This window comes from Caulobacter sp. GW821-FHT05F04 (genome assembly GCF_059419665.1).
This window is the reverse complement of sequence record NZ_JBWKSF010000002.1, coordinates 800,622-820,803: the sequence shown is the minus strand read 5'-3', so window position 1 is coordinate 820,803 and position 20,182 is coordinate 800,622. Positions and strand designations below refer to the sequence as shown.

At 69.2% G+C, this 20,182-nt stretch carries 13 protein-coding genes; 5 read left to right on the top strand and 8 right to left on the bottom strand.

The window, feature by feature from the left end:
- Positions 1-5: 5 nt before the first annotated feature.
- Positions 6-860: an SDR family NAD(P)-dependent oxidoreductase gene (locus AC07R7_RS08220; RefSeq protein WP_494634789.1), complete on the top strand. Its 855-nt coding sequence runs from the start codon at positions 6-8 to the stop codon at positions 858-860.
- Here the strand turns inward: AC07R7_RS08220 and pseI are convergent.
- Positions 857-1,909, bottom strand: a complete 1,053-nt coding sequence (gene pseI, locus AC07R7_RS08215; RefSeq protein ID WP_494634788.1) for a pseudaminic acid synthase — start codon at positions 1,907-1,909, stop codon at positions 857-859. The genes AC07R7_RS08220 and pseI overlap by 4 nt on opposite strands.
- A 120-nt stretch (positions 1,910-2,029) precedes the next feature.
- Here pseI and trxB point away from each other — a divergent pair, with 120 nt between their 5' ends.
- On the top strand, positions 2,030-3,037 hold the full coding sequence (gene trxB / locus AC07R7_RS08210; protein WP_494634787.1) for a thioredoxin-disulfide reductase: 1,008 nt from the start codon (positions 2,030-2,032) through the stop codon (positions 3,035-3,037).
- Positions 3,038-3,167: 130 nt separating this feature from the next.
- On the opposite strand, the gene AC07R7_RS08205 is transcribed toward trxB, so the two are convergent.
- Positions 3,168-4,400 (bottom strand): cell wall hydrolase, encoded by a 1,233-nt coding sequence (locus AC07R7_RS08205; protein ID WP_494634786.1) that lies wholly within the window; start codon positions 4,398-4,400, stop codon positions 3,168-3,170.
- 16 nt (positions 4,401-4,416) lie between these two features.
- The gene (locus tag AC07R7_RS08200) at positions 4,417-4,896 is read right to left on the bottom strand and encodes a Dps family protein (RefSeq protein WP_492885943.1); all 480 of its coding nucleotides are present in this window, start codon (positions 4,894-4,896) and stop codon (positions 4,417-4,419) included.
- A 60-nt stretch (positions 4,897-4,956) separates the two neighbouring features.
- Between AC07R7_RS08200 and AC07R7_RS08195 the strand changes: the two genes are divergently transcribed.
- Both AC07R7_RS08195 and AC07R7_RS08190 read left to right on the top strand, forming a co-directional pair.
- Complete coding sequence (locus AC07R7_RS08195; protein ID WP_494634785.1) at positions 4,957-7,356, top strand: hybrid sensor histidine kinase/response regulator; 2,400 nt, start codon at positions 4,957-4,959, stop codon at positions 7,354-7,356.
- 134 nt (positions 7,357-7,490) lie between these two features.
- Entirely contained in the window at positions 7,491-10,829 is a 3,339-nt protein-coding gene (locus AC07R7_RS08190; RefSeq protein WP_494634784.1) for an amidohydrolase family protein, read from the top strand.
- A gap of 113 nt (positions 10,830-10,942) precedes the next feature.
- Here the strand turns inward: AC07R7_RS08190 and AC07R7_RS08185 are convergent, their stop codons facing one another.
- The 3 genes from AC07R7_RS08185 to AC07R7_RS08175 all read right to left on the bottom strand — a co-directional run bounded on the left by AC07R7_RS08185 (position 10,943) and on the right by AC07R7_RS08175 (position 15,371).
- Positions 10,943-12,211: an MFS transporter gene (locus AC07R7_RS08185; protein WP_494634783.1), complete on the bottom strand. Its 1,269-nt coding sequence runs from the start codon at positions 12,209-12,211 to the stop codon at positions 10,943-10,945.
- 128 nt (positions 12,212-12,339) lie between these two features.
- Entirely contained in the window at positions 12,340-13,137 is a 798-nt protein-coding gene (locus AC07R7_RS08180; RefSeq protein WP_494634782.1) for a DUF1868 domain-containing protein, read from the bottom strand.
- Positions 13,137-15,371 (bottom strand): TonB-dependent receptor, encoded by a 2,235-nt coding sequence (locus AC07R7_RS08175; RefSeq protein ID WP_494634781.1) that lies wholly within the window; start codon positions 15,369-15,371, stop codon positions 13,137-13,139. Before AC07R7_RS08175 ends, AC07R7_RS08180 begins: the two co-directional genes overlap by 1 nt.
- Before the next feature lie 172 nt (positions 15,372-15,543).
- Here AC07R7_RS08175 and AC07R7_RS08170 point away from each other — a divergent pair, with 172 nt between their 5' ends.
- Complete coding sequence (locus AC07R7_RS08170; RefSeq protein WP_494634780.1) at positions 15,544-16,701, top strand: ROK family transcriptional regulator; 1,158 nt, start codon at positions 15,544-15,546, stop codon at positions 16,699-16,701.
- On the opposite strand, the gene AC07R7_RS08165 is transcribed toward AC07R7_RS08170, so the two are convergent.
- Positions 16,698-17,480, bottom strand: coding sequence for a DUF1868 domain-containing protein (locus tag AC07R7_RS08165; RefSeq protein WP_494634779.1), 783 nt, complete (start codon positions 17,478-17,480; stop codon positions 16,698-16,700). The two genes, AC07R7_RS08170 and AC07R7_RS08165, sit on opposite strands and share 4 nt — an antisense overlap.
- Complete coding sequence (locus AC07R7_RS08160) at positions 17,480-20,155, bottom strand: TonB-dependent receptor (protein WP_494634778.1); 2,676 nt, start codon at positions 20,153-20,155, stop codon at positions 17,480-17,482. The genes AC07R7_RS08165 and AC07R7_RS08160 overlap by 1 nt, the downstream gene beginning before the upstream one ends.
- Positions 20,156-20,182 lie beyond the last annotated feature (27 nt).

Below are 20,182 nucleotides of genomic sequence, written 5' to 3'. Positions count from 1 at the left end.
GCGACATGGCGCAGAAGAAATCGGTGGTGATCACCGGCGTATCGACCGGCATCGGCTGGGGAGCCGTCAAGGTGCTGATCAGCAAGGGCTTTCACGTCTTTGGCAGCGTCCGGAAACAGGCCGACGCCAACCGGCTGCAGGCTGAGTTCGGCGACGCCTTCACGCCCCTGGTGTTCGACGTCACCGATGGTCCGGGCGTCCGCGCCGGCGCGCGCCAGGTCGAGAGGGCTCTGGCCGGCGCGACCCTGGCGGGCCTGGTCAACAACGCCGGCATCGCCGTGGCCGGCCCGCTGCTGTACCTGCCGATCGACGAATGGCGCCAGCAGCTGGAGGTCAACCTGACCGGGGTGGTCACTGTCACCCAGGCCTTCGCGCCCCTGCTCGGGGCCGGCGGCGCGCAGCCGGCCAAGGATCCTGGCCGCATCGTCAACATCTCCTCGGTCGGCGGCCGCAACGCCAATCCGTTCATGGCCCCCTACTGCACCAGCAAGTTCGGGCTGGAAGGCCTGTCGGAATCCCTGCGCCGCGAGCTCCTGCCCTTCGGCGTCGACGTCGTGGTCGTCGCCCCGGGCGCAGTCGCCACCCCGATCTGGGACAAGGCGGACGAGACCGACACCACCCGCTACGCCAACACCGTCTACGCCCCGGCCCTGGAGCGGCTGCGCGGCTACATGCTGTCGATCGGCAAGTCCGGCCTGCCGCCCGAGACGATCGGCGAGGCCATCCACACGGCGCTGACGACCGCGCGGCCCAAGGTCCGCTACGTCGTCTCGCCATCGCCGATGCAGGTGCTGATGACCGAGATCCTGCCCAAGCGGACCCTGGACCGGATCACGGGCAAGAGGCTGGGGCTGATCTAACCCACCATCGACCAGTCCAGCGGCTCGCCGCGCGCGATGTCGCGGGTGGCGGTCTTGCCCAGGACGTTGTCCAGTTCGGCGGGCGGCAGGCCGTTGCCGGGGCGAACCGAGCGGATGTTGGCGCGGGAGAGCGGTTCGCCGGCTTTCACATCGGCGGTGACGTAGAGCGAGCGGCGGAAGAGCAGGCTACCCTGCTCGGCGCCCAGCACGTCGTAGTGCGCCACGCCCAGCGCGGCCCAGGCGTTCCGGGTGTCATCGACCAGGGCCTTGAACTCGGCGGGCTCCAGGCTGAAGGCGGCGTCCGGTCCGCCGTCGGCGCGGGCCAGGGTGAAGTGCTTCTCGATCACGCAGGCGCCCAGCGACACTGCCGCCACCGAGGCCGCCGTGCCCGGCGTGTGGTCCGACAGGCCGATCGGGCAGCCGAAGCGGGCGGCCATGTCGGGGACGGTCCGAACATTGGCGTCGGCGAACGTGGCCGGATAGCTCGACACGCAGTGCAGCAGCAGCACCCCCGCCGCCCCGGCGCCCAAAGCGGTGTCCAGCGCCGTGCGCATCTCGGCTAGGTTGGCCATGCCGGTCGAGATGATCAGCGGCTTGCCCTTGGACGCGGCGTACCGGATCAGCGGCAGGTCGACGGCCTCGAACGAGGCGATCTTGAAGGCCGGGGCGTCCAGGGCGTCGAGCAGATCGACCGCGGTCTCGTCGAACGGGCTGGAGAAGATCGTCACCCCGCGCCGGCGGGCGCGCTCGAAGATGGCCGCGTGCCATTCGAACGGCGTGTGGGCCTCGGCGTAGAGTTCGTAGAGGGTGCGCCCGTCCCACAGGCCGCCCTTGATCCGGAACTCGGGCCGGTCGACGTCCAGCGTGATGGTGTCGGCGGTGTAGCTCTGGATCTTGATGGCGTCGCAGCCGGTGTCGGCGGCGGCGTCGACCATCGAAAGGCAGCGCTCGAGGCTGCCGTTGTGATTGCCCGACAGCTCGCAGATCACATACGGCGGATAGTCGGCGCCGATCTTGCGTCCAGCGATTTCGATGAAGGGGGCGGACATGGCGGATCACCCGAGAACGTGGTCACCGCCAGTTTAACCCATCAAAAGTGGATGAGGCGTCAATCGATCTGGGGGCGTCTTCGAGTAGCGCCGGAGCGGAATCGCGCCTAGATATCCGCCATGTCCACGACCGCTCCCCGCCAGACCCGCTGCCTGATCATTGGTTCGGGCCCCGCCGGCTACACCGCCGCCATCTATGCCGCCCGCGCGCTGCTGAAGCCCGTGCTGATCGCCGGCATCCAGCCCGGCGGCCAGCTGACCATCACCACCGATGTCGAGAACTATCCGGGCTTCGCCGACGTCATCCAGGGTCCCTGGCTGATGGACCAGATGCGCGCCCAGGCCGAGCATGTCGGGACCGAGCTGGTCAACGACATCGTCACCTCGGTGGACCTGTCCAAGCGCCCGTTCATGGTGAAGACCGACAGCGGCCAGGACTGGATCGCCGAGACGATCATCATCGCCACCGGCGCCCAGGCCAAGTGGCTGGGCCTGGAAAGCGAGAGCAGGTTCCAGGGCTTCGGCGTTTCGGCCTGCGCCACCTGCGACGGCTTCTTCTATCGGAATAAAGAGGTGATCGTGGTCGGCGGCGGCAATACGGCCGTCGAGGAAGCGCTGTTCCTGACCAGCTTCGCCAGCAAGGTCACCCTGGTCCACCGCAAGGACGAGCTGCGGGCCGAGAGGATCCTGCAGGAGCGCCTGCTGGCCCACCCGAAGATCCAGGTGGTCTGGGACAGCGTCATCGACGAGGTCATTGGCCAGACCGATCCGATGGGGGTCACCGGCGCGCGCCTGAAGAACATCAAGACCGGCGAGACCACCGAGATCGCCGCCGACGGCGTGTTCATCGCCATCGGCCACGCGCCGTCGTCGGAGCTGTTCGCCGGCCAGCTGGAGGTTGGTCCGGGCGGCTATCTGAAGGTCAAGCCCGGCAGCGCCTCGACCGCGATCGAGGGCGTCTACGCCGCCGGCGACGTGACCGACGACGTCTACCGCCAGGCGGTGACCGCGGCCGGCATGGGCTGCATGGCCGCCCTGGAGGCCGTCCGCTTCCTAGCCGAGGAAGACCACAAGGCGGCGCACCATCCGATCAGCCATCAAGAGGCGAACAAGATCGGGGTTTGGTGAGGGCGTTATCAAATCCTCCCCCCAGCGGGGGAGGTGTCGGCTCGTAGAGACGACGGAGGGGGAAGTCCTGCGAGCTTGCCCCCTCCCCCTCCGGTCGCTGCGCGACCACCCCCCCCGCTGGGGGGAGGATTTAATTCAGCGGATTGAGCAGACTCGGCGGCCGTGACTTCGGTTTCGGCGGCGGCGGCGGCGGCGGCGCGGGCGGAGCGGCGATCACCGTCGGCGCGGGCTCGCTGACCGCCTCCAGCGCCTTGTTGATCCGGGCGATCTCGTCGGCGGTCGGGATCCGCCGCCCCGCCACCGTGCCCTGCATCGTGAGGCGTTCGCCGGTCGGCGAGGTCTCGTCCGGCACGCTGACCAGCTTGGCGTCGGGCAGGGCCAGGTTCGAGACCCCCAGCATCTGGGCCATGGCGCCCGTCGCCACCGGGCTGGCCGGCGGGTTCTGGGCGGCCAGGATCTCGGGCGTCGCGGCCTCCAGGGTGCGCGGGTCGGCGGCCATCAGGATGTCGGCGCTGACCGTCTCGTTGCCGGAATAGCGGCCGCTGAAGGCCTTCAGCGTCCCGGCAGGACCGGTCCAGCGATAGAAGATGTGCTGGCCGAACTGCTTCAGCTTGACCAGGGTCGGCGCCCAGTACGGCGAGACATAGTCGGCGTGGTAGTGCGTCGCCACGCCCACCGGCTTGAACACGAAACCCTTCAGGGCGCGCCGCGCCACCGCCTCGGCGTTGGCCCAGATCACGGGGACGGGCTCGCGCGCCAGCGAGCCGTCGCAGGCGAAGCTGAACTGACAGCCGGTGGCCCGCGCCGCGCCCTCGTAGATCACCCCGCAGATCGACTTCGGATAGCCCGGGTGGCGCATGCGGTTGATCACGGTCTGGGCCACGGCCATCTGGCCCTCGCCCGGCTCGAACCCGGCCTCGTAATAGACCGCCTGGGTCAGGCAGTTCAGCGCCTTGGCGCGGGCCTCGGCGCCACCCGTCAGCACGAACGGCCTGGCGGCCTCCAGGGCCTCCGGAACCGCCGGACGCAGGGCGTTGATCACCCGCGCCTCGTCGAAGTCCGGAGCCCGGTCGCCCAGGCGCGGGATGTCCTTCAGATCGATGACCTCCCAGCCCTCGACGCGGCCCCAATAGTCCTGGTGCGGGCGGGGATCATGACGCTTGGCCAGGGCCAGCATGGCGGGGTCGAAGTCCGCGACATAGTGGCGCAGCGCGCGCTCGGTGAAACTGCCCGTCACCCGCATCAGGCCGGCCTCGCGCCCGGATCCGGACGGCACGTAATAGGTCGCGCACGCGGAAAGGCCGCCGACAACCAGCCCGGTCGCGGCGGCCTTCCAGGCTAGAGGCGCTGTCAGGGTCCCCACCCCGTCCCCGGTCAGCTTACTTGCCGCCCAGGGTGGAGCGGATCATCCAGGCGTGTTTCTCGTGGGCCTGAAGGCGCTGGGTCAGGAGGTCGGCCGTGGCCTCGTCGCCGGCGTCGTCGGCGGTCGGGAAGCTGTCGCGCAGGGTGCGGATCACCGTCTCGTTGTCGGCCAAAAGCTCCTTCAGCATGGCTTCCCACTCGTTTTCGGGATTGCCGTCCTTGATGCTGGAGAGATTGCCGAACGCGCCGTAGCCCTGCGGAGCCAGCTCACCCAGGGCGCGAATGCGTTCGGCGATGTCGTCCAGCGCCGCCCATTCCTCCTGGTACTGACCTTCGAGCAGGACGTGCAGGGACTGGAAGTTCGGGCCGCGAACATTCCAGTGATAGCCGTGCGTCTTCAGATAGAGCGCGTAGCTATCGGCCAGGACCTTGTTCAGCGAAGCGGCGATGTCGGCGCGCTGCTTGGCGCTCAGTCCGGTGTTCAAGGTGTCGGCCATCACTGATCTCCCGTGTTGCGTGCTCTAGGTAAGCGTGTCCATGCTCATGGCAAGACATCTTTGCGGGGAGCGAAGGTGGAGAAGAGAGACGCCCCGAACTTGGCTTCCGACGAGCACCGTCGAATCCATACTCTAGTTAGCGCTTGGCTCATCCCTCCGGTTCCACCGCCGGCGTGGCGATGTGTCGTCGCCGCGCTGATCGGCGTGACCATGGCCGTGCTGATGCGCATCGCGCTGCTGGGCCTGCACGGCGGCGTCGGCGCCACCCAGCCCTTCTTTCCGCCGATCATGCTGGTGACGCTGTACGCCGGCTGGCGCTGGGGTCTGATCCCGGTGGCCGCCGGCGCGGCCTTCGCCGCGTGGCTGTGGAGCGACCAGGGCGCCGTGCCGATGTCCGAGGACGAGCTGGCCACCATGGTCATCTACCTGCTCTGCGCGGTCATGGTGCTGGTCGCCGCCGAGGGCCTGCGCGGGGCGATGCGCGGCCTGGCCCAGGCGCGGGAGGAGCGCGCCGAGGCCGAGGCCCGGCTGCGCGTCACCCAGACCGCGGCGGGCGTGGGTCCCTGGGACTACGACCTGCTGACCGGCGCGGTCCACATGTCGCTGGCCGCCCGGCGCGGCATGGGCGTTCCAGACGACGCGGTGATCCGCCTGGACGACATCCCCCGCTACATCCACCCCGACGACCGCGCCATGATCCAGGCGCAGGTGCGGCGGGCCCTGAAGGACTTCGGGGACTACGAGGTCGAGTACCGCCTGGCCGACACCAGCCAGGGCGAGCGCTGGATCCATGCCCGCGGCGAGGTGGTCCGCGACGAGGACGGCAAGCCGATCCGCATGATCGGCCTGAACTTCGACGTCACCACCCGCCGCCGCGCCGAGGAGAGCGTGCGCGAAAGCGAGGCGCGCTTCCGCACGCTGGCCGACAGCGCCCCAGCCCTGATGTGGGTCACGCGCCCCGGCGGCGTCCGCGAGTTCGTCAACAAGACCTATGTCGAGTTCGCCGGCCTGGACTACGAGGCGGCGCTGACCCTGGACTGGCGCACGCGTCTCTATCCCGACGACCTGCCCGACATCCTCAAGGCCCAGGCCCAGGGCGAGGCCTCGCGCAAGCCGTTCCAGCTGGAGGGGCGCTATCGCCGGGCCGACGGCGAATGGCGCTGGCTGAAGTCGTTCTCGCGACCGCGTTTCGATGCGAGCGGCGACTTCGTCGGCTTCATCGGCATCGCTTTCGACACCACCGAAGCCAAGCAGGCCGAGGCCAAGCTGACCGGGATCAACGAGCTTCTGGAGGAGCGCGTCGCGGCGGCCGTGGCCCAGCGCGACGCGGCCCAGGCCGCCCTGCTCCAGTCGCAGAAGCTGGAAGCCATCGGTCAGCTGACCGGCGGCGTGGCCCACGACTTCAACAACCTGCTGACCGTGATCATCGGGGCCCTGGACGTGGTCGAGCGCCACCCCGACGACGAACGCCGGCGCGCGCGGATGGTCGGCGCCGCCCTCGCCGCCGCCAAGCGGGGCGAGAAGCTGACCCAGCACCTCCTGGCCTTCGCCCGCCGCCAGCCGCTGAAGCCCGAGGTCTGCCGCGTCGACCGGCTGATCGCCGAGTCCGAGGGCCTGCTCAAGCGCGCCCTGGGCGACGCCTACACCTTCAACCTGCGCCTGGGCGGCGGTGTCCGCTCGGCCAGGATCGACGCCGGCCAGTTCGAGGCGGCCCTGCTGAACTTGGTCGTCAACGCCCGCGACGCCACCCCGGCGGGCGGCGAGGTCACCATCGAGAGCCGCCCCGTCACCCTTACCCGCAAGCAGGGCGAGCTGGAGCCCGGCCAGTACCTGCGCGTGGCCGTGCGCGACACCGGCATGGGCATGGACGCGGCCACCATCGCCCGCGCGGTCGAGCCGTTCTTCACCACCAAGGCCCCCGGCGAGGGCACCGGGCTGGGGCTGTCCCAGGTCTACGGCTTCGCGCGGCAGTCGGGCGGCTCGGTCGACATCGAAAGCAAGCCCGGTCAGGGCGCGACCGTGGCCCTGCTGCTGCCCATCGATGAGGGCGCGCCGGTCGCCGACGCCACGCCCGCCGTGGACCACGTCCAGGCCCAGGTCCCCTCGCGCGTGCTGCTGGTCGAGGACGATCCCCAGGTCGCCGAGCTTGTCGACACCATGCTGCGCGACCTGGGCCACTCGGTGGTCCGCGCCGGCGGCGTCGAAGAGGCCCTGACCCGCCTGGCCCAGGACGACGGCATCCAGCTGGTGCTCAGCGACGTGATCATGCCCGGCGGCATGAGCGGCGTCGACCTGGCCGAGACGCTGGCCGCCACCCGTCCGGGCCTGCCTGTCGTGCTGTGCTCGGGCTACACCGGCAGCGACGAGGGCCGGGCGCGAGCGGGCGGCTGGCCCTTCCTGAGCAAGCCGTTCTCCCTGGAGAGTTTAGCGCAGGCGCTGGCCCAGGCGCGGCCGCATTAGGGGGCTTCGAAGGCGCAGCCGCCCTCGGAGATCTCCACCTGCTCAAACCTTCCAACCTCCACCGTGACTCCGCGCGCCTTCCCCCCTAGGCTCCGCTTCCGCGCGTACGGATTGCGTCTGAGGGGGTATTGGGAATGGATCGTCGGCTGACGGCGCTGGTCGCCTTGTTATTGATGTCGGGCTCGGCCCTGGCGCAGACCGCGCCGCCCGCTCCTGCCCCCGCCGCCGATACTGCAAAGCCGGACAAGCCCGAGAAGTGGAACGTCAACGCCCCGCCCGGCGTGGCCACCCGCGAAGTGCGCATCACCGTCGACAACGGCACCTGGATGAATGTCGACGTCTCGCGCGACGGCAAGCTGATCGCCTTCGACCTGCTGGGCGACATCTACACGATGCCGATCGCCGGCGGGACGCCGACCCGGATCGCCGAGGGCCTGGCCTATGACCACCAGCCGCGCTTCTCGCCGGACGGCAAGCGCATCGCCTTCACCTCGGACCGCGGCGGCGGCGACAACATCTGGGTGATGAACCTGGACGGCAGCGACAAGCGCCAGGTGACCAAGGAAGACTTCCGCCTGCTGAACCAGCCCAGCTGGAGCCCGGACGGCCGCTTCATCGTCGCCAAGAAGCACTTCACCACCGGCCGCTCGCTGGGCACCGGCGAGGTGTGGATCTACCACGTCTCGGGCGGCGGCGGCGTGCCGCTGGTCAAGCGTCCGAACGAGGTGCTGCAAAAGGAGCTGGGCGAGCCGATCTACGCCGCCGACGGCAAGAGCATCTTCTACGTCCGCAACGTCACCTCGGGCCCGATCTTCGAATACGCCCAGGACTCCAACACCGACCTGTTCGACATCGAGCGCTACGACCTGGAGACCGGCGAGGTGACCACCGTCGTCTCGGGCGTCGGCGGCTCGGTGCGCCCGACCCCGTCGCCGGACGGCAAGAAGATCGCCTTCGTCCGCCGTGAGCGCGCCAAGTCCAAACTCTATGTGAAGGACCTGGCCTCGGGCGAGGAGAAGAAGGTCTATGACGCCCTGGACCAGGACGTGCAGGAGACCTGGGCGGTCACCGGCGTCTATCCGAACATGGCCTGGACGCCCGACGGCGCCAGCGTGGTGTTCTGGGCCGGCGGCAAGATCCGCCGAGTCAACGTCGCGGACGGCGCCAACAGCCTGATCCCGTTCAAGGTCGACGACACCCGCGTGGTTATCGACGCCATCCACCCGAAGGTCGAGATCGCCCCCGACAAGTTCCAGACCAAGATGCCGCGCTGGGCCAGCGTCTCGCCCGACGGCAAGTCGGTGGTGTTCGAGACTCTCGGCAAGCTGTGGATCAAGCCGACATCGGGTGGCGCTCCACGCCGGCTGGTGACCGGCGACGAGGCCGAGTTCGAGCTGTTCCCCGCCTGGTCGCGCGACGGCAAGACCATCGTCTTCGTCGGCTGGACCGACCAGGGCCTGGGCCACATCCGCACCGTCTCGGCCGCCGGCGGCGCGGCCAAGGACGTCATGAGCCAGCCGGGCCACTTCGGCGTCCCGCGGTTCTCGCCGGACGGCAAGACGATCGTGTTCGAGCAGCGGCGCAGCGGTGGGCTGACCTCGTCGCGCTGGTCGCAGAACCCCGGCGTCTATCGCGTGGCCGCGACCGGCGGGACCCCGGTGCGCATCTCCCGTGAAGGATCCGAGCCGCAGTTCGGGGCCAGCAACGACCGCGTCTTCATGGTGATGTCCGAGAAGGGCAAGCGCCAGCTGGTCAGCACCAACCTCGACGGCGAGGCCAAGCACGTCCACGCCAGCGGCGAGCTGGTCAACGACTACCAGGTCGCGCCCGACGGCCAGAACGTGGCCTTCCGCCAGAACTACGAAGCCTTCGTCATGCCGCTGCTGCCGGGAACGCAGGACGTCTCGGTCGACCAGAAGGGCGGCCCCCTGCCCGTCACCCGGGTCAGCGCCGAGGGCGCGGACTTCATCAACTGGTCGAACGGCGGGGCCCAGATCCACTGGAGCATGGGCCCGACCCTGTTCACGGCCAGCACCGAGGCGCTGTACGCCAACGCCCCGGCCGTTGAGGCTCCAAAGGACGCCCCCAAAGACAGCGCCAAGGAGTCTGGCAAGTTCAAGCCGGTCGCCACGGGCCTCTCCCTGTCGATGGAGGTCGCCGCCGACAAGCCGACCGGCGTGGTGGCCCTGACCGGTGCGCGCATCGTCACCATGGCCAGCAAGGATGGCGGCGTCATCGAGGACGGCGTCATCGTCATCAACGGCGACCGCATCGTCTCGGTCAGCCCCAAGGCCAGCGCGGTCATCCCCGCCAACGCCAAGCTGATCGACGTGGCCGGCAAGACCATCATCCCGGGCCTGGTCGACGCCCACGCCCACGGGCCGCAGGGCGAGGACGACCTGGTGCCGCAACAGAACTGGTCGTCGATGGTCAACCTGGCCATGGGCTCGACCACGATCCACGATCCGTCGGCCCGCGCCGCCGAGATCTTCGTGGCCGGCGAGATGCAGCGGGCCGGCAAGATCCTGGCCCCGCGCACCTTCTCGACCGGCGAAATCATCTATGGGGCCAAGGCGCCGGAGGTCTATGCCGAGATCAACACGCTGGACGACGCCCTGGCCCACGTCCGCCGACTGAAGTCGCAGGGCGCCCACAGCGTCAAGAACTACAACCAGCCCCGCCGCGAACAGCGCCAGATGGTGGTGATCGCCGCCCAGAAGGAGGGGATGGAAGTCGTGCCGGAGGGCGGCTCGCTCTACAGCATGGACGTCAGCCTGGTGCAGGACGGCAATTCGACGCTGGAGCACAACCTGCCGGTCGAGCACTTCTACGACGACATCGTCAGCCTGTGGTCGCAGACCAGGACCAACTACACCCCGACCCTGGTGGTGGCCTATGGCGGCCTGGCCGGCGATCCCTACTGGCGCCAGCACATGGACGTCTGGAAGCACCCGCTGCTGTCCAGGCACGCGCCGCCGGCCCTGCTGGCCGCGCGCAACGTCCGCCGCCCGTCCGCGCCGGAAGAGGACTATGTCGACGGCGCGACGGCCCGGGAGGCCAAGAAGCTGGCCGATCGCGGCGTGCAGGTGGCCATCGGCGCCCACGGCCAGCAGGCGGGCCTGGGTCCTCACTGGGAGCTGTGGTCGTTCGTGCGCGGCGGCTGGACCCCGGTGGAGGCCCTGGCGGCCGGCACCATCAGCTCGGCCCGCAGCCTCGGCTACGACAAGGACGTCGGCTCGCTGGAGCCCGGCAAGCTGGCCGACCTCCTGGTCCTGGACGCCGACCCCACGGTCGACATCCGCAACAGCGACAAGATCAACCGCGTGATGCTGGGCGGCCGGCTCTACGACCCGACGACCTTGAACGAGGTCGGCACGGGCAAGCGCACGCGTCAGCCCTACTGGTGGGAACGCTCGGGCGAAGCCTATGGCGGCAGCCAGCCCGCGGAGTCGACGACCGAGGACGTGGGGTAAGGAGCCGCGGATCTGTCGGCTTGAAACACCGGCGGGCCACTTAGCGGCCCGCCTTTTTCATGCGTCGATCCGCTCGCGATCGATCGGGTCCTTGATGTCGAAATACTGAACCGTCAGACGCGCGCGCCGAAGGACCGGACCGGCGCGATCGCCAGCACGAAACCGACGCCGCCCGCGGCGGTCATCACCGCCAGCGCCAACAGGCTCATCGGGTCAGCGGCCTTGAACCCGTCGAGCAGCAAGCCAAGGCTGGCGCCGAAGACGGCGCTGGACAGTTTCAGCGTGGCGGTCAGCAGGGCGAAGGCGGCCATGTCGGTGCGCACGCCAGTCTGCTCGGCATGGTCGCGGATCGCCGCGCTCATGCCGCGCCAGAACAGTGTCATCACCCCGCCCAGGCCGACGCCATGCGCGCAGCAGGCGACCAGGGCCACCGGCCCCGACCAGGGATCGGCCAGAAAGACCGCGCCGGCGATCAGGGCCAGGGTGGTGAAGCCGAGCGCCTGGGGGCCGACATCGCCCCGGGACGGCCAGCGCGCCACGGCGATCGGGCCGATCAGGTTTCCGAGCACCAGGGCGAACAGCAGGGCCGCGCCGGTGTGGTCGTGAGGCCCGTCGCGCTCGACGAAGGTGACCATGCGCGCGGTCATGCTCAGCGGTCCCGCCTGGGCGGCCGCGGCCAGCAGCAGCCGGCCTATGCCTCGCGGCGTGGTCAGGCCCTTGAGGCGCGGCGGCGTCGCGACGACCGGCGCGGGCCCGGCCCAGCGCACGATCCATCCGGCCGTCAGCGCGATCAGGATCGCGATCGCCCCGACCACGACGATCTCGCGCCCTTCGCGCACGCCCTGCCCGACGACCAGGAAGGAGAGCGCCGCCACGCAGAGCCGGGCCAGGGCGCTCAGCGCCTGGCGCAAGACCACGTACCGCTCCGCGTCGGCCCCGTCGCTGGGCAGCAGCGACACCAGCGCGTTCTGGGCGACATCGTAGACCGCGTAGGCCGTGCGCAGCAGGCCTAGCGCGACGATGAGATAGGCGAACGGAGGCAAGGCGCCGTGAACCGGGCTGAAGACGATGATCAGCGTCGTCGCCGTGGCCAGACCGGCGGCGAACTGGATCAGCAGGATCCGCCGGCGGCTGCCCTCGGCCCGTCGCAACAGGAAGGCGACGCCGATATCCAGCACCGCGCCATAGGCCATCGAGAAGAACAACAGCAGCCCGGTCTCGGCCGCCGACAGTCCCAGCCGCACATTGGCGTAATAGGCCAGCAGCAGATCGGTGAAGGTCCAGGCCAGGCTCTTGGCGAAGTGACCCGCGCCGTAGGCCGAGCGCAGCAGGGCCGCGCTCGCGGGACCATTCGCTCGAAGGGGCTTCTGGATCGACGCCATGCCGCGTCTATGGGGCGCGACGGAAACGGTTCAATGACAGCAAATCGGTGACGCCCGGCGCGAAATGGCGGTGGGTTCGCGCCAGAAGGGGACTCTGGCGCATTTGCATTGAGTACGGCCCAGCGGGTCTAGCGCAGATAGAATTGGCGATGAAAGGCGAACATGTCGTCGAAAAGGCAGTACTCCGGCGCGCCCAGGTTGATCACGGGCGACTTCGAGGCGACGGCGCCCACCCAGCGCCGCCAGATCGCCTGGAACAGGCTGGTCTCGCCTTCCGTGAACCAGGCGATCGGATAGCCCAGCGAGACGTGGAACCGGTAGGCGTCGTGGTTCGGCGAGCGGATGGCCAGGAGGCGGGACAGGCGGTCGCGCAGGCCGCGCAGCCTGGCCTCCTCGGCGGCGTCGACGGGCAGCAGCAGCAGGGTCAGCGGCCTCGCCGGATCCTGGAGCTGTTCGAGGTCGACCTTCAGGCGGATCGACGGCGCGTGGTCCAGCGCGAACCCTTTCAGCCGCTCGCCCAGCACCCGGTCGCAGTCGGCGATCGGCAGGTCCAGCGGCAGGTCCGCCGGCCAGCTCGCCTTCAGGCGCGGCCGGTCGTTCGCGCCGCCGAAGATCGTGGTGTGGTAGCTGGACGGCGGCAGCCACGCGACCTTGCGGGCGAACGGCAGGGCCGGGACCTCGCGATAGATGTCCAGGAAGGCGTCGAACGCCGCCGACCGCTCACCCTGCTGGTCCAGGTGGCAGATGATCGTGTTGCCGGCGAACCGAAGGGGCCGACCGTCTGGCAGAAACTTGCTGAAGACGTCCGGCGGATAGGCCGGGCGGCTGGCGGCGCCCGCCCGCGCCGCCGATCCGGCCACCGCCACGCCCGCCGCCGCCCGCAACAGCGCGCGGCGGCCTTCGGAAAGGAGATCGCCCCGCCGCATCAGAAGTCCTTGCGCAGGCCGAAGCCGAAGTAGCGGCGGTCGTCGCGCGGCACGAAGCGCACCACGCCGCTGCCGAAGGTCGACATCATCGACGAATAGTGGGTGTTGGCCAGGTTCTTGGCCAGCAGCGTGAAGCGCCAGTCGCCGGGCGCGGTGACGGTCACGCCGGCGTTCCAGATCCCATAGGCGTCCTGCACCGTATCGGGGGTCTGGTTGATGCTGTACTGCGTCTTGCTCCGCCAGCTGTATTCGGTCGTCAGCTCGACGACGAAGGCGCTCTCCAGCGGCAGGCGGTAGTCGGCCCGAGCGTTCAGCTTCCAGTCCGGCGAGAACGGCAACGGCTTGCCGTTGACCTGGCACGAGGCCGCGGTCCCGGTCGGGCATTTGAAGTCGTCGATGCGGGCGTGGATGTAGGCCGCCGCGCCGGTCAGGGTCAGGCCCCGGACGGGCTTGGCCGCCAGGTCGGCCTCGACCCCACGCGTCGAGACCTTGCCGGCGTTGATCAGCCGGGTGACGGGCGAGCCGTTGTAAAGGTCGTAGAAATTAACCTGATAGTTCGAGAAGTCGGTGACGAAGCCGGCCAGGTTGGCCTGCAGGCGGCCGTCGAACAGCCGGGACTTCAAGCCGACCTCATAGGCGTCGTTGGTCTCGGGCTTCAGGACCCCGGTGTCCTGCGGCAGCATGCTGAAGGCGACGTTGTAGGCCGGGCCCTTGTAGCCGCGCGAATAGGTGACATAGGCCATGCTCGACCCCGTCAGGTCATACCGCGCGCCCAGGCGGGCGGCGTAGCCGTCCTTGTCGGTCGAACCGGCGCTGACGAAGCTGGTCTGGATGCCCGCGACCGGGGTCGGCGACGAGGAGACGCGCTGGAAGCGGTAGCTCAGCGCGTCGCGCACGCCGCGCAGGCCGGCGATCAGGCGCAGGCGGTCGGAGGCGTTGATCGTCGCCTCGCCGAACAGCGAGGTGTTGTTGTCCGTGACGCCATAGTCGGCCAGGCCGTTGAACACCGCGCGGGTGGTCCCGGTCAGGGTGATGGTCTCGCGGCGATAGAGCTCGTCGTCGGTCGCGCGCATGAAATAGGCCCCGACCACGTACTCGATCAGGCCGCCCTTCGGCGAGGCCAGGCGGATTTCCTGCGACAGCTGCTCGAAGCCGAGGTCGCCGCGATCATGCTGTTGCGGCAGGCCCGCGACCACGCCGGGCAGGCGGTCCTGGTCCTGGAACTGGATGTTGTCCCAGCGGCGGAAGGCGGTGACGCTGGTCAGGGTGTGACCGGCGAGGCTCCAGTCCGCCTGCAGCGACAGGCCGCTGTTGAAGTCGCGGGCGTGGGTGTCGAGGTTGCTGTTGATCTGGCGGTTATCGTCGCCGGGGACGACGGGGCCCAGCGCGGCGGCGAAGGCCGGGAAGTTGCTGACGACGCCGGTCGGATAGGCGGTCAGGTACGTCCGCCGCGCCACGCCGGTCGGGGCGGTGTCGCGCGAGGCCATGTAGTCGGCGACCAGGCGCAGGGTCAGGTCCGGGGTCGGCGTGTAGACCAGCTTGCCGCGCGCGCCCGTCCGCTCGTAGCCGTTGACCGTCTCGCCGTTGAAGACGTTGGTGACGTTGCCGTCGTACTTGCCGGTGAAGAGGTTCAGCGACCCGGCCAGCTTGCCGGCCACGATCGGGCCCGAAAGGCCGGCCTTGAACCGCCGCTCGTCGCCGCCCGTGCCGTAGAAGGCCTCGCCAAAGGCGTGGAGGTCCTGGCCGGGGTCCTTGGTGACGATGTTGACCACCCCGCCCGAGGCGTTCTTGCCGAACAGCGTGCCCTGCGGCCCGCGCAGCACCTCGATGTGGTCGACGTCCAGCAGGTCCAGCGTCGCCTGGCCCTGGCGCGCCAGCACCACGCCGTCGACCACGGTCGAGACGGTCGGCTCGACGCCGGGCGAGGTAGAGACCGTGCCCAGGCCGCGGATGAACAGCGCCTGGTCCTTGTTCGAGGCCGCGGTGCGGAAGTTCAGGGTCGGCACGATCGTGGCGATGTCGCGCAGGCTGTTGAGGTTCGACCGCGCCAGTCGCTCGCCGTCGACGACGGTGACCGCCACCGGCACGTCCTGCAGCTTCTCCGGCCGGCGCGTGGCGGTGACGATGATCTCGGCGATCGCATCGTCCGCCTGGGCGTGGGCGGCGTCGAGGGCGACGCTCGTCAAGGCGATGGCCAGGGCGGCGGACGAACAAAGACGGATGCGTAGTCGCATGACGAAATCCCCGAAGCGCCGTGGCGCGGCTTAAAGTCACTCGCCGTGGGTGCAATGCAACCTGGAACGAGCCTGTTCGATGCGCTATTGCACTTTTTATGCGTACATTATGTGACGAAGTACAGAGCTCGGATCCAGAATCTCACCTTTCATGCGTGAGATGGATGGCGCCATGATCGAGTCGCGCTATGAGGGCCGCATGGACGCTCCCTCCCCGCCCTCGCGCCCTCCGGAACTGACCCGCAGCGAGCGCCGGCTGCTGGGCCTGCTGTTCCGTCGCGGCGGGGCGACCCAGGCGGCGTTGATCGAAGCGACGGACCTGACCCAGCAGTCCGTCTCGCGCCTGGTGGGCGGCCTCGCCGCCCAGGGCATGGTGGTGTTTGGCGAGAAGGCCGGCCTCGGCAAGCGCAGCTACCCGTCCACCTTGGTCCACCTGGCGCCCGATCACACCTATGGCCTGGGCGTGGCGGTGATGGCCGACGCGGTGGCGCTGGCGGCGGTCGACTTCGCCGGCAAGGTCCGGTTCGAGCGCAAGGCCCGGATGGGCGCGATGCCCGTGGCCAAGGTGCTGGCCTGGACCGACGCGGCCCTGGCGGAAGCCGCCGGCGCCCTGGGGCGACCGCTGGGGACCCTGGCGGGCCTGGGGATCAGCGTCGCCGGCTCGTTCATCGGTGACGCGCCGGGCTTCAACACGCCCCACAGCCTCGAAGAATGGGCCGGCCTCGACGTCGCCCGACTGTTTTCGGAGCGCTACGCCCTGCCCGCCTTCGCCGAGAACGACGGCAGCGCCGCCGCCATGGCCGAGGCGATGATCGGCGTCGGCCGCTGGGCCAAGAGCTTCGCCTATCTCTATCTGGGCGCCGGGGTCGGCGGCGGCGTCGTGCTGGACGGCGAGCTTTGGCGCGGCCGTTTCGGCAACGCCGGCGAGTTCGCGGGCGGCCTGCCGGGCAACATCTATCCGTTCCCCAATCTGGAACTGCTGCGCCTGATCGTGGCCCAGGGCGGCCAGCGGTTCGACACGGTCGACGAAATGATCGAGGCCTATGATCCCAGCTGGCCGGCCATCGACGAATGGATCGCGCGGGTCCGCGACTCCCTGTCGATCATCGCCTCGAACGCCACGGCGATCCTCGACCTCGAAGCGATCGTGATCGGCGGACGCACGCCGCCCGACCTGGCGCGGCGAATGATCGGCCACATCGAGCTTTTCGACCAGAAGCGGCGATTGGCGCCGCGGCCGACCGCACGGCTCGTTCCCAGCGAGGCGCCCGGCGAGGCCGCCGCGATCGGCGCGGCCATGCTGCCGTTGCGCGCCGTCTATTTAAGCTAGAGTATCGAGGGCCGCCCCAGGTAAAACTGGCGCTTGAAGGCGAACATGTCCTCCAGCAGGCAGTATTCCGGCGCGCCCAGCGCGATCACCGGACAGGCCTTGGCCAACCGGTCGCGCCAGCCGGCCAAGACGGCGCGGAACGCCCGATCCTCCTCCGGCGTCAGCCAGCGATAGAGGTAGGCCAGGGTGACATGGAAGCGGTAGGCGTCCTGGCCCGGCGCCCGGATGCCCAGGACGTCCGACAGGCGAGACCGCAGGCGGCGCAGCTTGGCGTCCTCGGCCGCGTCCAGCGGAACCAGGCGAATGGTCAGGGGCCGTTCGGCGGGCGGCGGCTCGGCGAGGTCGACCCGCATGCGGAAGGGGAGCTCGCAGTCGAGGTCGAAGGCCTTCAGCCGCTCGCCCAGGATCCGATCGCACTCGGCCATCGGCAGGTCGAGCGGCAGGCCCGCGGGCCACAGTCCGGGCCGCCGGTCGGAATCGTTGGCCCCGCCGAAGAGGGTCATGTGATAGCTGGACGGCGGCAGGGCCGTGATCTTGCGGCTGAAGGCGTGGGCCGGCAGTTCGCGATAGACCTCCAGAAGGGTGTCGAAGAATTCCGATCCCGGCCCCTGCTGCGGCAGGTGGCTGATGATCGTGTTCCCGCGAAACGGCATGACCCGACCGTCGGCGCGGAACTTGCGGCCGACGTCGGGCGGATAGGCCCCACGCTCACCCGCCAGGGCCGCGCCGGCGAGGCCCAACGCGGGCGCCGCCGCCAGGAGTACGCGTCGGCTGAGCATCAGAACCTCGCCGACACGCCGACCATCACGGCCCTGGGCTGTTTTATCCGCGCCACCGGGATCTCCTTGTCGAGGCCCAGATTGGTGTCCACGCCCTGCCCCGTCAGGTTCGAGCCATCGATGCGCAGGGTGTAGGTCTTGTTGATGTCGTACGACAGCGAGGCGTCGATCTTGTCGGACGGCAGCACCCAGCGGATGCGGTAGAAATTGGCCGGGCTGGTCGTGCCGTTGCCGATATAGCGCTCCTCGGTCATCAGGTCGGTGTGGTTCCAGGCCACGCGGGCGCGCAGCTTGTCGCCCTCGTAGAAGACCGAAAGGTTGGTCGCGTATTTCGGCTGGCCCGGCAGGCCATCCAGGGTCTTGGGCGCGCCGTCCGCCAGCTTGATCGGAAAGTCGGTCTTCGAGGCGATGCCGTTGAAGTTGACGCCGAAGTTGCTCCAAGCGCCGGGCAGGAAGGTCAGGTACTTGATCAGGTTGACCTCGACGCCTTGCGTCGTGGCGGCCTCATCGGCGTTGACGGCCGTGGTCAGCACGCCCGAAACCAGCGTCCCGCCGCCGACGTCGATGTCGGCCGTGCGGCCCAGCGAATAGATCTCGTTCCGGATCCGCTTGTGGAACAGGGCCAGCGAGGCCAGGCCCTTGCCCTCGTCCAGGTACCATTCCAGCGACAGGTCGAAATTGTCGGAGACCCGCGGCTTCAGGTCCGGATTGCCGGTCGTCAGCTTGGGCAACGAGGCGTCCGCCAGGTTCAGCGAGCCGCCCAGCAGGGCCATGTCGGTCAGCTTGGGCCGGCCGATCGTGCGGCTGTAGGCCGCGCGGATCTTCTTGTCGGGCGCGAGGTCGTAGATCGCCTGGGCCGACGGCATCCAGTGCGAATAGTCGCTGGCGGCGGTCACCGGGTCGTAGGTGGTCTTGCCGGCCTTGGTCGTGGCGCGGAAGCCGGTGGTCTCGACGTCGGTCGCCTCCAGGCGCAGGCCGCCCTGGACCGTCCAGCGGTCGGTCTTCCAGCGCGCCATGCCATAGGCCGCGTAGAGGTCCTCCTGGATCCAGAAGGCCTTGCTGAAGGCGCTGGCCGTGTCGACGGTCTTGGGGACAGTGGACAGATAGCGGTCCAGCATGCCGATCAGCTTGCCCTGGTCGACGAAGACCATCTGGCCGGCGTCGCAGTTCAGCGCGCAGATCCGCGTGGTCGAGGCGACGTCGGCCAGGGTGTAGGGCATGCCGGTCTGATAGCTCTTGGCGTAGTTCTCGCCGTGCTGGCGCCGGATCGCGCCGCCGCCGAACTCGACGCCCAGGCCCGTGTCGCCGGCGTCCATGTTGTAGGCCGCCTTCAGCCGGCCCTCATAGTTGCGGGCGTCGGTCTTGTAGCGCTCGTCATAGTGCTGCGGGTTCGACGCGCCGGTCCCGCCGACATAGGCGGCCAGATTGTCGTAGGCGGTTTGGTTCACCGGGGTGAAGGCCACCTCGTCGTCGCTGACGTCGTAGCGGAACGACAGGCCGTTCTGGCTGAAGTTGTCGCTGATCTGCGGATTGTTGTAGGTGGCCCGCGACGCGGCCAGTTTCAGGCCCAGCGTCCAGTCGCCGGCCTGGTAGTCGACGGCGCTCTGCAGGCCATAGACCTTGCGATCGAACAGCAGCTTGAACGAGCGGACGTTCTGGGCGACGTCGCCGGGCTGGCCAGCGCGCGGCGAGAACACCCCCGAGGTGGCGGTCTGGCCGCTGACCAGGGCGTTGGCGCCGATGCTGGCGATCATGTCGTTGCGCAGCGACTTCTCGTTCTGGCCGAAATAGTAGCCAGTCGTCCGTACACTGAGTTCATCGCTGACCCGCCAGTCCAGGACGCTCATCAGCGAGCGCCGCTCGCGGGTGTTGTCATAGGCGTACCAGCGCCGCTCGACCGGGGCCGGGCCCGCGCCGACATAGGGTTGGCCGGTGTTCTTGCCGCTGGCGTCGAACCAATAGGCCGAGCTGCCGCGCTCCAGCTGCGGGATCCACATCTCGCGCCGCCAGTACGAGGCGCTCAGCGTCAGGCCGAACTGGTCGTCCGCGCCAAAGCGGCGGGTGACGAAGGCCTCGGCCTGAGCGACCGGGCGCTCGCCGCCCTTCGACTTGTCCTGAATCTGGTAGCCCAGCTTGGCCGACAAGCGGGTCTGGTCCTTGCGAAAGTCAAAGGCGCCCGGAAGCCTGAAATTGATCGAGCCGCCGACGGAGTGGCCGTCCATGTCCGGCGTGCTGGTCTTGTAGACCTCCATGCGCGAGGCGATGTTGGACGGCAGGGTCTCCAGATAGAACTGGCGGCCGCCGCCGTTGGTCTGGTTCTGGTTGTCCGGCGAGGCGATCTGCAGGCCGTCCAGGGTGGTGGTGATGTAGTGGGCGTTGAAGCCTCGGATGCTCGCGAAGCGCGGCTCGCCCTGATAGTCGTAGACGCTGACGCCGGCGATCCGCTTCAGCGCGTCGCCGACGCTGAAGTCGGCCATCTGACCGATGTCATCAGCCGAGATCGCGTCCATCACCTGCACCGTGTCGCGCTTGGCGGCGATGGCGTTGCGGTCGGCCGCCCGCTGCCCGACGACGACGATCTCGTCGACCACGGCGGTCTGCCGGGCCTGGGCGACACCGCCCAGCGCCCCAAGCGCGGCGCCCGCGCAGAGCATGGATTTGACGACGATAGACATGTGAGCGCCCCTTGATGCCTCTGACGC

Bases quoted from the DNA above. Each gene is read 5' to 3' on its own strand.
- AC07R7_RS08165 (WP_494634779.1), bottom strand. From the start codon at position 17,480: ATGCTCAGCCGACGCGTACTCCTGGCGGCGGCGCCCGCGTTGGGCCTC.
- AC07R7_RS08190 (WP_494634784.1), top strand. From the start codon at position 7,491: ATGGATCGTCGGCTGACGGCGCTGGTCGCCTTGTTATTGATGTCGGGC.
- AC07R7_RS08220 (WP_494634789.1), top strand. From the start codon at position 6: ATGGCGCAGAAGAAATCGGTGGTGATCACCGGCGTATCGACCGGCATC.
- AC07R7_RS08160 (WP_494634778.1), bottom strand. From the start codon at position 20,155: ATGTCTATCGTCGTCAAATCCATGCTCTGCGCGGGCGCCGCGCTTGGG.
- AC07R7_RS08185 (WP_494634783.1), bottom strand. From the start codon at position 12,211: ATGGCGTCGATCCAGAAGCCCCTTCGAGCGAATGGTCCCGCGAGCGCG.
- AC07R7_RS08200 (WP_492885943.1), bottom strand. From the start codon at position 4,896: ATGGCCGACACCTTGAACACCGGACTGAGCGCCAAGCAGCGCGCCGAC.
- AC07R7_RS08170 (WP_494634780.1), top strand. From the start codon at position 15,544: ATGATCGAGTCGCGCTATGAGGGCCGCATGGACGCTCCCTCCCCGCCC.
- AC07R7_RS08175 (WP_494634781.1), bottom strand. From the start codon at position 15,371: ATGCGACTACGCATCCGTCTTTGTTCGTCCGCCGCCCTGGCCATCGCC.
- trxB (WP_494634787.1), top strand. From the start codon at position 2,030: ATGTCCACGACCGCTCCCCGCCAGACCCGCTGCCTGATCATTGGTTCG.
- AC07R7_RS08180 (WP_494634782.1), bottom strand. From the start codon at position 13,137: ATGCGGCGGGGCGATCTCCTTTCCGAAGGCCGCCGCGCGCTGTTGCGG.
- pseI (WP_494634788.1), bottom strand. From the start codon at position 1,909: ATGTCCGCCCCCTTCATCGAAATCGCTGGACGCAAGATCGGCGCCGAC.